This is a genomic window from Rhodococcus sp. ACS1, assembly GCF_002300155.1.
Taxonomy (GTDB): Bacteria; Actinomycetota; Actinomycetes; order Mycobacteriales; family Mycobacteriaceae; genus Rhodococcus_F; species Rhodococcus_F koreensis.
In genome coordinates this window covers 172,290-190,068 of record NZ_NSDZ01000007.1, presented here as the reverse complement: position 1 = coordinate 190,068, position 17,779 = coordinate 172,290, and the positions used below count along the sequence as shown (strand labels likewise).

Below are 17,779 nucleotides of genomic sequence, written 5' to 3'. Positions count from 1 at the left end.
GGCGCAGCGGTGCGATCCGTTCGGCGGCGCGGATCGGTTCCCCGCCGAACGCGGCCGGGTCGAGGTCGTCCGGTGCGATCGCCCGCACTCCGTGCCGGGTGGCTTCGGTCTGCGTGAACAGGTCGCTGCTGGTGAGCACCAGGGACGCGCCGGACTGTTCGACGATGTCACGGTTGCGCTGCTCCGGTTGACCGGGGTCGAGTGGGGTGTAGGCGCCGCCGGCCTTCACCACGGCGTGGACGGCGACGAGCAGGTCGAGCGACCGCGGGATCTCCACCGCCACGACGACGTCGGGGCCCACACCGTCGCCGATGAGCCTGCGTGCGAGTCGGTTCGCCCGGGCGTCGAACTCGGCGTACGTCAGGGTCGTGTCGCGCCAGAGCACGGCGGGGGCGTCCGGGGTCGCCCGTACCTGTTCGTCGAGCAGACCGGTGAGGGTGGAGTGCACGGTGTCCCGTGTCGCGCCGTGCGACTGGGCGAGGAGACGCAGCCGGGTGTCGTCGCCGAGCAGGTCGAGGTCGCCGACCGGGATTCGCGGATCGCAGGCCAGCCCGGACAGGACCCGGAGGTAGGACTCGCCGATCCGCAGCGCGGTGTCCGCGTCGAAAAGGTCCTTGGCGTAACCGAGTTCGAGGTCGAGTCCCGCCGGGTTCCCGTCCTCGTCGTGGCGTTCACCGAGCACGAAGTTCAGGTCGAACTTGGCGATCGGCGACTCGATGTCGAGTGCGGACACCTCCAGTCCCGGCAGTTCGAGTGTCGGGGTCTGCAGGTTCTGCAGTGCGAGCGCCACCTGGAACAGCGGGTGGAACGCGGTGGAGCGGGTCGGGTTGATCGCGTCGACCAGTTGCTCGAACGGCACGTCGACGTGGGAGAACGCCTCGAGGTCGACGCGCCTGACCTGGTCGAGCAGTGCGGCGCCCGTCGAGTCCGGCCGCACGTCGGTGCGCAGCACCACAGTGTTGACGAACATGCCGACGAGTCCGTCGAGGGACTGCTCGCCACGGCCCGCGACGGACGTTCCAATCGCGACGTCCGGACCGGCACCCATCCGCGACAGCAGTGCGGCCAGTGCGGTGTGGACGACCATGAACAGGCTGGCGTGGTGGGCGCGCGCCAGGTCCTGCAGGCGCTTGTGGATGTCGCCGTCCAGGGTCAGTCGCGCCGTTCCGCCGCGGTGCGACGGTGCCGGTGGACGGGGACGGTCGGTGGGCAGTGCGACCTGATCCGGCAGACCCGCCAGTGTCCGCTTCCAGTACGCGATCTGACCGGCGGCGAGCGACTGCGGATCGTCGGCGTCGCCCAGCAGGTTCCGCTGCCACATCGCGTAGTCCGCGTACTGCACCGGCAACGCGTTCCACGCCGGGGCGTCGCCGACGGTCCGGGCCGCGTAGGACGTCATCACGTCGGAGGCGAGGGGGATGAACGACCAGCCGTCCGCGGAGATGTGGTGGACGACGAACAGGAGGATGTGCTCCGACCGGCTCTCGCGGAACAGGTGGACCCGCAGCGGGAGGTCGGTGGAGACGTCGAACCCGGTGGAGGCGTGGCGGAGGATCGCACCGGTGAGGTCTTCACCGGACAGGCGGATGGGCGTCAGATCGAGAGGGATCGACTCCACCGCGGCGATCACCTGATGCGGACCGTTCTCGGTCGCCAGGTAGACGGTGCGTAGTGCCTCGTGACGGGCCAGGACGTCGCCGAGTGCCATGCGCAGGGTGGCGACGTCGATCCGGCCGGACATACGCAGCGCGAGCGGAATGTTGTAGGCGGCCGAGGAGGTGTCGAACTGGTTGAGGAACCACATCCGTTGCTGCGCCGGCGACAGCGGGATCATCGCGGGCCGATCACCGGCGACGAGGGCAGGTCGCTCGGCCGTCGTGTCGGACGCTGCGGCGGTCGCGAGTGCGCGCACGGTGGGATTGTCGAACAGGGTGCGGACGGAGATGCGTGTTCCCAGTGCTGAACCGACGCGGGAGACGACCTGGGTGGCGGACAGCGAGTTGCCGCCGAGGTCGAAGAAGTTGTCGTCGAGTCCGATGGACGGCTCCCCCACGACGTCGGCGAACACGGCGGCGATCGCCTGTTCGGCCGCAGTCTGCGGTGCCGTGAACGCGCTGCGGCGCGCGAAGACGGGTGTGGGCAGGGCGTTGCGGTCGAGTTTGCCCGCCGGGGTCAGCGGCAGCGAATCCAACACCATGATCGACGACGGCACCATGTACCCCGGCAACCGCTGCCCCGCGAACTCCGCCAACACCCGGGTTTCGATGTCCGCTGCCGGCGCCGGCAGCACGTAGGAGACCAGGCGACTGCTCCCGCTCCCGTCGTCATAGCCGACCGTGTGCGCGAACTCCACCACCGGATGCGACGCCAACACGGCGTCGATCTCACCCAACTCGATCCGGAACCCCCGGACCTTCACCTGAAAATCACTGCGGCCCAGAAACTCCAGAACCCAAGACCCGCCCTGCGAGGCCACCCAGCGGACCACATCACCCGTGCGATACATCCGGCCACCCGCACCGAACGGCGACGCCACAAACCGTCCCGCCGTCAACCCCGCCCGGCGCACATACCCCCGAGCCAAGCTGGAGCCGAGGACATACAGCTCACCGCGCACCCCGAGCGGGACCGGACGCAACCGGTCATCGAGGACGACGAGATCGACACCCACGGTCGGTGACCCGACACTCACCGCCTGTCCGGGAACCAGCGGACCCGTCGCCGACGACATGATCGTCGTCTCACTCGGACCGTACGCATTGACCATCACCCGGCCCGGCGCCCACCGCGCCACCAACTCCGGCGGACACACATCACCCGCCACCACCACAGTCCGCAGATGGTCCAGACCGCGGTGATCCAGCGACGCCAACGCCGCCGGCGTGCAGAACGCATGCGACACCCTGTGGTCGGCAAGAAATTCCGCCAACTCCGAGCCACCGTAAATCGTGGTCGGCGCCACCACCAGCGTCGCCCCCGCACAGACGGCCATCATCAACTCGAACACCGACGCATCGAAACTCGGCGACGCGAAATGCAACACCCGCGAACCCACCGACACCACCAGACGGTCCCGCTCGTCCGCCGCGAGGTTCACCAGGCCCCGATGCGTGACCGCCACACCCTTCGGCCGCCCCGTCGACCCCGACGTGTAAATCACATACGCCGGATGATCCACCGACAACGCGTGCGTCCGATCCGAATCCTGCAGGGGTTCCGGGGAGTACGACGCCAGAGCACCGATCACGGGGTCGTCGTCGAGAACGAGCCACTGCGTCGAATCCGGCAGGGTTTCCCGCAACGCCGCAGTCGTGATACCGATCGGCGCACCACAATCCTCGAGCATGTGCACGATCCGCTCGAGCGGATAACCCGGATCCACCGGAACGAACGCCGCCCCCGACTTCGCCACCGCCCACGTGCAGGTAACCGACTCCAGGGAGCGGGGCAACGCCAACGCCACCGACACCTCGGGGCCCACCTGCATGGCTGCGAGCAGTCGCGCCACACGGTTCGACTCTGCGTCCAATTCTCGGTAGGTGACGGTGCTCGTGGAGCCGCCGAGAAGTGTCGGGGCGACGAGGGCGTCACCGTCGGGGTTGCTGCGGACGGCGGCGGCGAGCAGATCCGGCAGCGTGACCGGTGCGAGCCCGGGCCGGCCGTGTGCCGGGACCAGACCTTGCCGTTCGGTGTCGTGGAGTAGATCGAGGTCCCCGACCGCGGTATCCGGGTCGGACGTCACGGCCTCGAGAATCCGCTGCAGCCGCCACGCGAAGTCGCGGACGGTGGACTCGTCGAACAGGTCGGTGGCGTAGACGAATTCGGCACGCATCCCGGACGGCGAGCCCGTGTGATCGAGTTCCTCGCCCAGTGTCAGCTGGAGGTCGATCTTGGCGACCCCCGGATCGACGTCCTCCACGCCGATCCGCAATCCCGGCAGTTCGTAGTCCGCTGACTGCAGCGGGTTCATCGACAGCGCGACCTGGTAGATGGGGTGATGCGCCGCGGTGCGTGTCGGGGCGAGGACGTCGACCAGCCGCTCGAACGGGACGTCGGCGTGGGCGAACGCTGCGAGGTCGGTGTCGCGCACCGTACGGAGCATCTCGGCGAAACTGTCTCCGCCACGCACGGCTGTGCGCAGAACTAAAGTGTTGACGAACATTCCGACGAGGTCGTCGAGGGCGCGTTCGCCGCGGCCGGCGATCGGGGTGCCGATCGCGACGTCGCCGGTGGCCGACAGTCGTCCCATCAGCAGCGCGAAGGCGGCGTGGGCGACCATGAAGGTGGTGGCCCCGTGTTCCCGGGCGAGTCGTCGAATGCACCGGTGGGTTTCGGGGTCGATGCCGAAGCGCACCGTTCCCCCGGTGAACGTCGGTTGCGCGGGGCGTGGCCGGTCGAAGGGCAGGGGCAGTTCGTCGGGCGCGCCGGCGAGCGTGCGCGTCCAGAATCCGAGTTGCGTGGCCATCACGGATTCCGGGTTGTCTTCGCTGCCGAGGACGTTCCGCTGCCACACGCTGAAGTCGGCGTACTGGACCTCGAGCGGCGCCCACTGCGGGGCATTGCCCTCCGCGCGGGCCGCGTAGGCGACCATGACGTCGCGGCCGAGTGGTCCGAAAGACCAGCCGTCGGCCGCGATGTGGTGCAGCGAGATGGCCAGGACGTGTTCGGTGGGCGTGGTGCGGAACAGGGTGGCCCGTACCGGTGTCTCGGCGGTGACGTCGAATCCGCGGGACGCGAACGCCGCCATCCCGCCGGGGAGATCGTCTTCGGTGACGTCGACCGGAGGCAGTGTCACGGTGACGTCGGCGGCGGCCAGTACGACCTGCTCGGGGCCGTCCCCGCCATTCGGGAACACCGTGCGCAGCGACTCGTGGCGTTCGACGACGTCGTCGAACGCGGCCGCCAACGCTGCGGTGTCGACGACGCCGGACAGGCGCACCGCGAACGGCAGGTTGTAGGCCGGGGAGCCGGCGTCGAACTGGTTGAGGAACCACATGCGCTGCTGGGCGAGCGACAGCGGGATGCGGGCGGGCCGGGTCGCCGCCGTCAGGGCGGGGCGCGCGTCCGTCGTAGTGGGGTCGACGCGCAGTGCCAGGTCGGCCACGGTGGGTGCTTCGAACACGTCCCGTACCGACAGCCGGGTGCCGGTCGACTCGGCGATGCGCGCGGCGACGCGGGTGACGGACAACGAGTTGCCGCCGAGGTCGAAGAAGCTGTCGTGGACACCGATCCGGCCGGCGCCGAGCACGCCGGCGAACACGTCGGCGAGCACCTGTTCCACCTCGTTGCGCGGTGCCACGTATTCGGTTGTATCCGAGGTGAACTCGGGTGCGGGCAGGGCCTTGCGGTCCAACTTCCCGCTCGTGTTCAACGGGAACTCGTCCAGCAACACCGTCGCCGACGGCACCATGTACGACGGCAGCGAACCCGAAGCATGCCGGCGCAGATCCTCCACATCCAGCTGACCGGCAGGCTTTCCGACCACATACGCGACCAGATGATCACCCGTGACGGCATCCGAGTAGACGACAACAGCGGCACCGGTCACCCCCGGATGCGACCGCAACACCGCCTCGATCTCACCCAACTCGATCCGCTGACCACGGAACTTCACCTGAAAATCGGTACGCCCGATGTAGTCCAGCACACCGTCTCGCCGGCGCCGCACCAGATCACCGGTGCGGTACATCCGCGACCCGACACCACCGAACGGATTCGCCACAAACCGGTCCGATGTGAGGTCGACCCGGCCCAGATACCCCCGCGCCAACTGGACGCCACCGAGGTACAACTCCCCCGGCACCCCGACCGGAACCGGGTGCAACCGCGAATCCAGCACATACGCCTGCGTGTTCCACTCCGGAACCCCGATCGGCACCGTCGCCTCGTCGGTGTCGGACGTCTCCCAGTACGTCACCGACACCGCCGCCTCCGTCGGCCCGTACAAGTTGTGCAATCCCGCCGTCGACAACTCCCCGAACCGTGTCACCGTCGCCGGCGGCAACGCCTCACCGATCACGAACACATGACGCAAGGAACCACACGAACTCGCAGGAACCGACGCAACGAACACGTCCAACATCGACGGCACGAAATCGGTGACCGTCACCCCGTGTTCGTCGATCACCTCCGCGAGATACGCCGGATCACGGTGGCCGTCCGGAGACGCCAACACCATGGTGGCACCCACCTGCAACGGCCAGAAGAACCCCCACACCGACACGTCGAACGTCGTCGCCGTCTTCTGCAACAACACATCCCGACCGGTCAGCCCATACTCCGACTGCATCCACACCAACTGGTTCACGATCGCAGCATGCGCAACCGCCACACCCTTCGGCCGCCCCGTCGACCCCGACGTATAGATGACATACGCGGTGTTGAACGGACGCAATGGAGAAATCCGGTCGGCATCGGTGATCGGATTCGACCCGAATCCCGAGAGATCCAGGTCGTCGATGTCGAGCACCGCGAACGTGCCCGGAAGATCCCCGCGATCAGCTGACGTGCTGAGAACACAGACGGGCTGCGCCGAGTCGAGCACATACCCGATGCGATCGGCCGGATGATCCGGGTCGACCGGCACATACGCACCGCCCGCCTTCACCACCGCGTACATTCCCACCACCAGGTCCAGTGAGCGCCGCATCGCCAACGCGACCCGCGACTCCGGCCCCACACCACACGAGATCAGATACCGCGCAAGCCGATTCATCCGCTCGTCGAACTCCGCATACGACAGCGCAGCTCCCTCGAACACCACGGCCGTCGCCCCCGGAGTTCGCCCGACCTGCGCATCGAACAGATCCGGCAGGGTCGTCGCGGGGACCGCGTGTTCGGTCGAGTTCCAGTGGGTCAGTGCGGCGTGCTCGTCGGCGCCGAGTAGGGCGATGTCACCGGCCGGTGTTCTCGCGTCGGTGGTAACGACATCGAGGATCGTGGTGAATCGGGTAGCGATGGAGGCGGCCGTGTCCTCGTCGAACAGATCGGCTGCGTACGTCAGTTGCGCAGTCATCCCGTCGGGGTCGCCTGCGGCGTCGAACCGCTCGACGAGGGTCACGTGCAGATCGAATTTCGCGACGCCGATGTCGGTGTCGAGTCCGTGCAGGGTGAGTCCGTCGAGTTCGAGTGCGGTCTGCTCGAGGTTCTGGAAGGTGAGCATCACCTGGAACAACGGATGCCGGGCCGCGTGCCGGGTGGGGCTGAGCACCTCCACCAGCCGTTCGAACGGCACGTCGGCGCGGGAGAACGCCGCGAGATCCACCTCCCGGACGTGGTCGAGCAGGTCGGTGAACGCGGACCCCGGATCGATGTGGGTCCGCAGGGCCACCGTGTTGACGAACATGCCGATCAGATCGTCGAGTTCGGGTTCGCCGCGACCGGCCACGGGGGTGCCGATGGTGACGTCGGAGGAGGCGCTGAGACGTCCGAGCAGCACGGCGAGCGCGGTGTGCATCACCATGAACAGCGTGGCCCGCCGGGACTGCGCGAGCGCCGTCAGCGCGCGGTGCGTGGACGCGTCGATGACGAAGTCGACGTGCCTACCGCGATACGACTGCTCCGCGGGTCGCAGCCGGTCCGTCGGGAGATCCAGTTCCTCGGGGATGCCCGCGAGGGTGTTCGTCCAGTAGGCGAGCTGCCGGGCGGCGAGGGATTCGGGGTCGGATTCGTCGCCGAGGAGTTCGCGCTGCCAGAGGGCGTAATCGGCGTACTGCACCGGCAGCGGCGTCCAGGTGGGGCGTACTCCCCGGGTGCGGGCCGCGTACGCGACCATCACGTCGCGGACCATCGGTGCCATCGACCAGCCGTCACCGCAGATGTGGTGCACCACGAGTGCCAGCACGTGGTCGTCGGCGCCCACCCGAAGCAACGTGACGCGGACCGACAGGTCTGTGGTGACGTCGAACCCCGTCGTGAAGAATCGCGCCAGGACGGTCTCCAGTTCGTCCTCGGCGATGTCTGCGACGGTCAGATTCGGTAGCGCGTCGGCAGTGTCGCGCACGACCTGGTGCGGTCCGGTCGCCGAATCCGGGAATACGGTGCGCAGCGTGTCGTGCCGTTCGATCAGGTCCGCGACGGCCGCCGCGAGCGCCACGCGGTCGAGTGCCCCGGTGAAGCGGACCGCGAACGGCAGGTTGTACGCCGGGGACGACGGATCGAACTGGTTGAGGAACCACATGCGCTGCTGGGCCGGCGACAGCGGAATCCGTTCCGGCCGTTCCCGCCGGGTCAGCGACGGTCGGGTGTCCGCACCGGTCGACTGAGACAGTCTGGCCGCGAGTTCCGCGACGGTCGGCGACTCGAACAGGTCCCGCACCGCGAGCGGGACACCCAGTTCGCCACGGATCCGGGACACCAGCTGGGTCGCGATCAGCGAGTTGCCGCCGAGGTCGAAGAAGCTGTCGTGGACGCTCACCCGGTCGAGTCCGAGTACCGTGCCGAACACCGCGGCAACGGAGTGCTCGACGCTCGTGGTCGGTGCGGTGTATTCACCCGCAGCGGAAGAGAACTCCGGCGCGGGGAGTGCCTTGCGGTCCAGCTTCCCGCTCGTGTTCAACGGGAACTCGTCGACCAGCACCGTCGCCGACGGCACCATGTACGACGGGAGCGAGCCCGAGGCATGCGCACGCAGCCCTGCGGCATCGACCGCATCACTTTGTGACGGAACCACATACGCCACCAGATGATCACCCGTGACGGCATCCGAATACACCACCACCGCCGCACCGGTCACCCCCGGATGCGACCGCAACACCGCCTCGATCTCACCCAACTCGATCCGCTGACCACGGAACTTCACCTGAAGATCGGTACGCCCGATGTAGTCCAGCACACCGTCCCGCCGGCGCCGCACCAGATCACCGGTGCGGTACATCCGCGCCCCGACACCACCGAACGGGTTTGCCACAAACCGGTCCGACGTCAGATCCACCCGGCCCAGATACCCCCGAGCCAACTGGACGCCACCGAGGTACAACTCACCCGGCACCCCGACCGGAACCGGATGCAACCGCGAGTCCAGCACATACGCCTGCGTGTTCCACTCCGGAACCCCGATCGGCACCGTCGCCTCGTCGGTGTCGGACGTCTCCCAGTACGTCACCGACACCGCCGCCTCCGTCGGACCGTACAAATTGTGCAGGCCTGCGGAGGACAAGGCCCGGAACCGACTTGCGGTTTCGGGGGGAAGTGCCTCGCCGATCACGAAGACGTGCCGCAGTGTGGCGCAGGATGCGTCCGAGGCCGCGGCGACGAAGACGTCGAGCATCGACGGCACGAAATCCGTCACCGTCACCCCGTGTTCGTCGATCACCTCCGCGAGATACGCCGGATCGCGGTGGCCGTCCGGAGAGGCCAACACCATGGTGGCACCCACCTGCAACGGCCAGAAGAACCCCCACACCGACACATCGAACGTCGTCGCCGTCTTCTGCAACAACACATCCCGACCGGTCAACGCGTACTCCGACTGCATCCACAGCAATTGGTTCACAATCGCCGCATGCGCAACCGCCACACCCTTCGGCTTACCGGTCGATCCGGAGGTGTAGATGACGTAGGCGGTATTGTCCGCGCGCAAGGGATGCAATCGTTCGGCGTCGGTGATGCGCGTGCCGGAGTAGTCGGTCAGGTCCAGGTCATCGATCGTGATCACGTCGACGTCGGAGGGAACTGCACTGTGATCCGTGGTACTGGTCAGAACGCGTACCGGCCTGGCAGACTCCAGCACGTACCCGATGCGGTCGACGGGATGGTCGGGGTCGACGGGCACGTAGGCACCGCCCGCCTTCACCACCGCGTACATTCCCACCACCAGGTCCAGCGAGCGCCGCATCGCCAACGCGACCCTCGACTCCGGCCCCACACCACACCAGATCAGATACCGGGCAAGCCGATTCACCCGAGCATCGAACTCCGCATAGGTGAGGGAGACGCCCTCGAAAACCAGTGCCGGGGCTTCGGGAGTCCGCGCTACCTGCGCGTCGAACAGATCCGGCAGGGTGGTGAGGGGGACGTCGTGGTCGGTGGCGTTCCATCCGGACAGTTCGCGGATGCGTGTGGCGGGGTCCGCGATCGCGATGTCGCCGACCGGCGTCTGCGGTGCAACTGTGACGGCCTCGAGGATCCGGACGAACTGCGCGCCGAACGAGCGGACCGTGCTCTCGTCGAACAGGTCGGTGGCGTAGTTGAATTCGGCGGCGATGGGGCCGGGTCGCCCGTCGGCGGCGTGGGTGTCGGTGAGGACGAGTTGCAGGTCGAATGCGGCGACGTCGGGAAGGATCGGTTGGCTCGACACCGACAGGCCGGGGAGTTCGAGGTGCGTGGGGGCGTGGTTCTGGAAGAACAGCGCCACCTGGAACAGCGGGTGGTGTGCTGCCGTGCGGGTGGGGTTCAGGTGCTCCACCAGACGCTCGAACGGCACATCCGTGTGCGCGAACGCGGAGAGGTCCACGTCTCGGACCTGCTGCAGTAGTTCAGTGAACGACGAGGCCGGGTCCAGTTGTGCGCGGAGCACGAGGGTGTTGACGAACATGCCGACCAGGTCGTCGAGGTCGCGGTCACCGCGGCCGGCGACGGGCGTGCCGATGGCGATGTCGGTGGTCGCGCTGAGCCGGCTGAGCAGTACCGACAGTGCGGAGTGCGCGACCATGAACAGGGTGGCGTTCTGTGTGCGGGCCAGGTTTAGCAGGCGTTCGTGCAGTTCGGCGGAAATCTCCCACGACAGGGTGGCGCCGTGCTTCGACGCGACGGTGGGTCGCGGCCTGTCGGTGGGCAGGTCGAGGCTGTCCCGCAGCCCGGCCAGCGCGGTTCCCCAATACGCGAGTTGGCGGGCGGCCCGCGAGTCCGGGTCGTCCTCGTCGCCGAGGAGTTCGCGCTGCCAGAGTGTGTAGTCGGCGTACTGCACGGGCAGCGGCGTCCACTGCAGTTCGTGGCCGCCGCTGTGCGCGGCGTACGCGAGCATCAGGTCACGGGACAGCGGCGCGAACGACCATCCGTCGGCGGCAATGTGGTGCACCACCAGGACGAGCACGTGTTCGTCGTTCCGCACGCGCAGCAGTTGAGCGCGTACCGGAATCTCGGTGGTGACATCGAAGCCGGCGAGGGCGAATCCCCGGATCGCGGCGGGGAGGTCGGCCTCCGTCACCTCGGCGACGGTGAGGTCGAGGTCGGCGTCGTGCACGTCGCGGATGCGCTGCCAGGGGCCGGCGTCCGAGGCGGGGAACACGGTGCGCAGCGATTCGTGCCGGTGCAGTACGTCGCGGAGCGCGCGACTCAGTGCCGTGATGTCGAGGTCACCCGAGAACCGCACGGCGAGAGGCAGATTGTAGACCGGACTCGCGGTGTCGAACTGGTTGAGGAACCACACGCGTTGCTGGGCGGGCGACAACGGCACCTGCTCGGGCCGCTTCCGCGGAGTCAGTGCGGGAGGCGCGAGGTGCGTCGCAGGGTCGGCCCCGTCGAGTCTCTGCGCGAGCCCGCCGACGGTCGGCGCATCGAAGACATCGCGCAGCGACACCGGGACGCCGAGTGCGTTGCGCAGTCGCGATACCAGGCGGGTGGCGACGAGGGAGTTGCCGCCGAGGTCGAAGAAGTGGTCGTGGATGCCGACCCGCTCGACACCCAGGATCTCGGCGAACACGTCGGAGACAACCACCTCGGCGGGGGTCCGCGGTGCCACGTATTCAGCGGTCGCGGTGTCGAGGTTCGGTGCGGGCAGGGCCTTGCGGTCGAGTTTTCCGTTCACCGACAGCGGCAGCGTGTCCAGGTGCACGACCTGCGCCGGAATCATGTACGACGGCAGCACCCGGGCAACGTGGTCTCGGAGATCCGCCGCCTCGGTGTTCGCGGCACCGACCGTGTAGGCGACGAGGGCTTCCTCGCCGCGTTCGTCCCGGTGCACCACCACAACCGCCTGCACCACGTCCGGATGCGTCTCCAGGGCCGCCTCGATCTCACCCAACTCGATCCGCTGCCCCCGCAACTTCACCTGGAAATCCGTACGACCCAGATACTCCAACGCCCCGTCGGCCCGGCGACGCACCAGATCCCCCGTCCGATACATCCGCCCACCCGCGGCGAACGGGTTCGCCACGAACCGATCCGCGGTGAGATCGACGCGGCCGAGGTACCCCCGCGCCAACTGGTCACCCGCCAGATACAGCTCCCCCGCCACCCCGTTCGGCACCGGATGCAACCGGGCATCGAGCACATGCAACTGGGTGTTCCACACCGGACGACCGATCGGGACAGAGAATGTGTCCGACGCACCGGTCTCCCAGTACGTCACGTCGACGGCAGCCTCCGTCGGCCCGTACAGATTGTGCAGACCCGCACCACTGACCGCCCGGAACCGCGACACCTGCTCCGGCGTCAGCGCCTCCCCCGAACAGAACACCAACCGCAACGAATCACACTGCACCACAGCCGGTTCAGCAGTGAATACCGACAGCATCGACGGCACGAAATGCGCGGTGGTGACGCGGTGCCGGCGGATGAGGGTGGCGAGGTAATCGGGATCGCGGTGCCCGTCCGGTGCGGCGATCACCAGGGACGCTCCGACCTGCAGCGGCCAGAACAGCTCCCACACCGACACGTCGAACGTCACCGGCGTCTTCTGCAGAACGATATCCGCTCTGGTCAGGGCATATCCGTGCTGCATCCACAGCAGACGGTTCACGATCGCGCCGTGCGTGACCGCGACGCCCTTCGGACGGCCCGTCGAGCCGGACGTGAAGATCACGTACGCCGTGTTCGCCGCGGTGAGCGCGGGGGCGACCGGTTCCGAGTCCTCCTCGGGGAGGTCGAGGGTGTCGATGTACTCCACGAGTGCCGCGGTGGAGAACGTCCTGTCGTCGGCGGCGCGTGTCAGCACACAGACCGGCTGTGCGGTGTCGAGCACGTACGCGGTGCGCTCGACCGGATGGTCGGGATCGATCGGCAGATACGCTGCGCCTGCCTTCACGATCGCGTAGACGGCGACGAGCAGGTCGATCGAGCGCCGCATCCCGACCGCGACGACGGACTCCGGTCCCACCCCGTTCCGGATCAGGTGGCGGGCGAGTCGGTCGGTCTGATCGTCGAACTCGGCGTAGGTCAGCCGCCGATCGTCGAATACCAGCGCCACGGCATCCGGGGTGGCGGCGGCCTGGGCTGCGAACAGCGACACCAGGGTGTCCGCCGGCACCGGACGGTGCGTTGCGTTGGCCGCGGTGAGGGCGGCGCGTTCCCCCGCCGCGAGGAGGTCGAGGTCGCCGACGGCGACCGGCGGGTTGCCTGCGACCGCGTCGAGGAGCCGGGCGAATCGTTCGCCGATCGACTCGGCCGTGGTGTGGTCGAACAGATCTGTCGCGTAGGACAGTTGCACGGCCAGACCTGCGGCGTCGCCGGCGGAGTCGAACTGCTCGACGACGGTGAGTTGCAGGTCGAACTTCGCCACCTGGACGTCGATCTCGGCGGCCTCGACCTCGAGCCCGTCGAGTTCCACCCGGGTGTTCGCGGTGTTCTGGAACGTGAGCATCACCTGGAACAGCGGATGATGCGCGGACGACCGGGCGGGACTGAGCACCTCCACGAGGCGCTCGAAGGGGACGTCGCCGTGCTGGAACGCGGCGAGGTCGGCGTCGCGCACCCGGGCCAGCACGTCCCCGAACGTGTCGGCGGGTTCGACGGCGGTCCGGAGTACGAGGGTGTTGACGAACATGCCGACGAGATGGTCGAGCGCTTCCTCGCCGCGACCGGCGACGGGGGTGCCGATCACGATGTCGGACCCGGCACCCAGGCGGCGCAGCAGCACGGCCAGCGCGGCGTGCGTGACCATGAACGAGGTGGTGCCGGTGCTCTGCGCCAGATCGAGGAGACGCCGGTGGACGTCAGCGGGGATCGTGAACTCGACGCGGCCACCGCGGTGCGACATGTCGGCGGGCCGGGTCCGGTCGGTGGGCAGTTCGATCACCTGCGGCACCCCGGCGAGCGCCGACCTCCAGTAGGTGATCTGCTTGGCGGACAGGCTGTTCGGGTCGTCCTCCGACCCCAGCAGCTCACGCTGCCACAGGCTGTAGTCGGCGTACTGCACCGGCAGGGGCGCCCAGGTGGGCACGTGACCGGCGACGCGCGCCGCGTACGCGAGCATCACGTCGGCGGCCAGTGGTGTCATCGACCAGCCGTCGGCGGCGATGTGGTGGACGACGAGGACGAGGACGTGCCGGTCCGGCGCCTCGCGGAACAGCCCGGCGCGCATCGGCGTATCGGTGGTGAGGTCGAATCCTGCGCCGCCGAGGGCCGTCACCGCGGCGGTGAGCGACTCGGTGGCGACGTCGGCCGGGCCGTCTGCGGGTAGCACGCTCACGGCGGGGGTGATCAGCTGATGGGGTCCGTCCGCGCTGTCGGGGTAGACGGTGCGGAGCGCCTCGTGCCGTTCCTGGACGTCGTCGAGCGCCCTGCGCAGGGCGTCGCGGTCGAGTGCGCCGGTAAGCCTCAGGGAAATCGGCAGGTTGTAGGCGGCCGAGGAGGTGTCGAACTGGTTGAGGAACCACATTCGTTGCTGCGCAACGGACAGGGGTACGCGGTCGGGTCGTTCGCGTGGTTCCAGCACCGGCCGCGGGTCGGATTGCGGCGCGGCGCCCACCACCGAGGCCGCCAGTTGCGCCACCGACGGCGACTGGAAGAGGTCCCGGACCCCGATCCGCACACCAAGGGCGGCGTTCACCCGGGACACGACCTGGGTGGCCGTCAGCGAGTTGCCGCCGAGGTCGAAGAAGCTGGTGTCGACGCTCAGTTCGGGCAGACCGAGGACGCCGCGGAAGATTCCGAGAAGGATCTCCTCGGTGACCGTCCTCGGGCGCACGATGTCGGCCGAGCGTGCGGCGAATACCGGTGCAGGCAGGGCGTTGCGGTCCAGTTTGCCCGCCGGGGTCAACGGCAGCGAATCCAACACCACGATCGACGACGGCACCATGTACCCGGGAAGACGCTCCCCGACGAACTCCGACAACACCCGGGTTTCGATGTCCGCTGCCGGCGCCGGCAGCACATACGACACCAAGCGAGTATTTCCGCTCCCGTCGTCATAGCCGACCGTGTGCGCGAACTCCACCACCGGAAGCGACGCCAACACCGCATCGATCTCACCCAACTCGATCCGGAACCCCCGGACCTTCACCTGAAAATCACTACGGCCCAAAAACTCCAGAACCCAAGACCCGCCCTGCGAGGCCACCCAACGGACCACATCACCCGTGCGATACATCCGGCCACCCGCACCGAACGGCGACGCCACAAACCGTCCCGCCGTCAACCCCGCCCGGCGCACATACCCCCGAGCCAAGCTGGAGCCGAGGACATACAGCTCACCGCGCACCCCGAGCGGGACCGGACGCAACCGGTCATCGAGGACGACGAGATCGACACCCACGGTCGGTGACCCGACACTCACCGCCTGTCCGGGAACCAGCGGACCCGTCGCCGACGACATGATCGTCGTCTCACTCGGACCGTACGCATTGACCATCACCCGGCCCGGCGCCCACCGCGCCACCAACTCCGGCGGACACACATCACCCGCCACCACCACAGTCCGCAGATGGTCCAGACCGCGGTGATCCAGCGACGCCAACGCCGCCGGCGTGCAGAACGCATGCGACACCCTGTGGTCGGCAAGAAATTCCGCCAACTCCGAGCCACCGTAAATCGTGGTCGGCGCCACCACCAGCGTCGCCCCCGCACAGACGGCCATCATCAACTCGAACACCGACGCATCGAAACTCGGCGACGCGAAATGCAACACCCGCGAACCCACCGACACCCCGAGCCGAACCCGCTCGTCCGCAGCCAGATTCACCAGACCCCGATGCGTGACCGCCACACCCTTCGGCCGTCCCGTCGACCCCGAGGTGTAGATCACATATGCCGGATGATCCACCGACAACGCGCGCGTCCGATCGGCATCGGTCACCGCATCCGCCGGATAGGCGGCAACGGCCGACAAAAATTCGTCGTCGTCGAGAACCAACCACAATGTCGAATCCGGCAAACCCGCCCGCAATGCCGCCGTCGTGACACCGATCGGCGCACCACAATCCTCCAGCATGAACGCGATGCGGTCAGCCGGATAGCTCGGATCGACCGGAACGAACGCCGCCCCCGCCTTCGCCACCGCCCACACACTCGACACCGACTCCCGCGACCGCGGCAACGCCAACGCCACCACGACCTCCGGGCCGACCTGGAGGTCGATCAGGAGACGGGCGAGCCGGTTCGACGTCTCGTCCAGGGCGCGGTAGCTGAGGGTGTCGGCGGATGGCCCGGGCCCGGGCGAGACGAGGGCGTCACCGTCCGGGTTGCCGCGGACGGCGCCGGCAAGCAGGTCCGGCAGCGTGACCGGTGCGAATCCGGCGCGTCCGGTGGCCGGAACCAGGCTGCGGCGTTCGTCGTCGTCGAGGATCTCGAGGTCGCCGATCAGGCGCGGGGCGCCGGTGTCGGAGGTGAGGAACGCGCCGAGGAATCGGGTAAAGCGGGCGTGGTGGGCGTGGAGGGCGTCTTCGGAGTACAGGTCCGGGTTGGCCTCGAGGTCGAGGTTGAGGCTGGTGCCGGCGACGCCGTGGTAGACGTTGACGGCGAGGTCGCTGATGGGGCCGGTGGACAGCAGTTCGAGGCGGCCGACGATGCTGCCGAGGGTGATCTCGGTGTGGAACAGCATGACGTTGATCAGTGGGCCGTAGAAGCCCTGATGATCGGTGGCGGCGTCGCGCCGGATGTCGATGTGCGGGTACCGCTGGTGCCGGAGCGCCGCGGTGACCTCCAACCGGACCGCTGCCACCAGATCGGCGTTCGTCATGTCCGGGCGCACATGCAGGCGAAGCGGGACGACGTTGGACACCATGCCGCCGGAGCGGCGGAGCAGCGCGGTGGTGCGGGCGGTGACGGGCAGACTGACCGCGACCTCTTCGCGACCGGTCATTCGGGCGAGATAAGCGGCGAAGGCGGCGATGACTTCGAAGGCGGCCGACGAGTCGTGGCGGTTCGTCGCGGCGTCGAGGTGGTCGACGAGGGGGCCGGGGATCTGGCCGCCCGTCGTGCGACTGCGTGCCCGCGCGGGGGCGGTCCGGTCGACGAGGCTGTGCGGTTCGCCGAGGGTAGATGCCCGCTCGGACCAGTACTCCCGGTCGGCGAGGTAGCGCGACGACGTCCGGTAGTCGTCGTCGACGCGGGCGACGTCGGTGAGTTCGGCGGCCTTGGACGGCGCCACAGTGCGCCCCTCGACGGCCGCGGTGTACAGCTCCGCGGTCCGGTCGACGAGCGTCACCGAGCCCATGCCGTCGAGTGCGACGTGGTGCACGCGGCAGTACCAGTAGTGGTGGTTCGGCCCGATCCGCAGGACCGCCGAGGTCACCAGCCGGTCGCGGCACACGTCGAGCGGGGTGGTGTACTCCCGCCGCATCCACTCCGTGGCCGCCGCCCTCGGATCGGGCTCGTGCTGCAGGTCGACCAACCTGACCGATGCCTCCAGCGTCGGATCGATCAGCTGGTAGGGAACTCCGTCGACCTCGACGAGGCGGAGGAAGGCGGAGCCGAGTTCGCGGCCCGCGGCGATCAGCGACTCCGACAGCAGCGGGACGTCGAGGGCACCCACCAGTTCGACGCACTGCGCGATGTTGACGGGCACTGCGGGATCGAGCTGCTGGGCGAACCACATGCCCCGCTGAGCGGCGGAGAGCGGAAATGCACCGTCCGGAATGCGACCTTCCGCGGTCACGTCACCACCCGGTACAGCTTCGACCAC

Annotated in this window: 1 protein-coding gene (running past one end of the window); it reads right to left on the bottom strand. The window is 68.3% G+C overall.

All coding sequences use genetic code 11. The features are described from left to right. On the bottom strand, nucleotides 1–17,779 hold the 5' portion of the coding sequence (locus tag CJ179_RS32345; protein WP_095864148.1) for a non-ribosomal peptide synthetase. Its footprint begins 11,744 nt before the window's first position; only the first 17,779 of its 29,523 coding nucleotides appear in the window; its start codon is at nucleotides 17,777–17,779; its stop codon lies beyond the left edge, outside the window.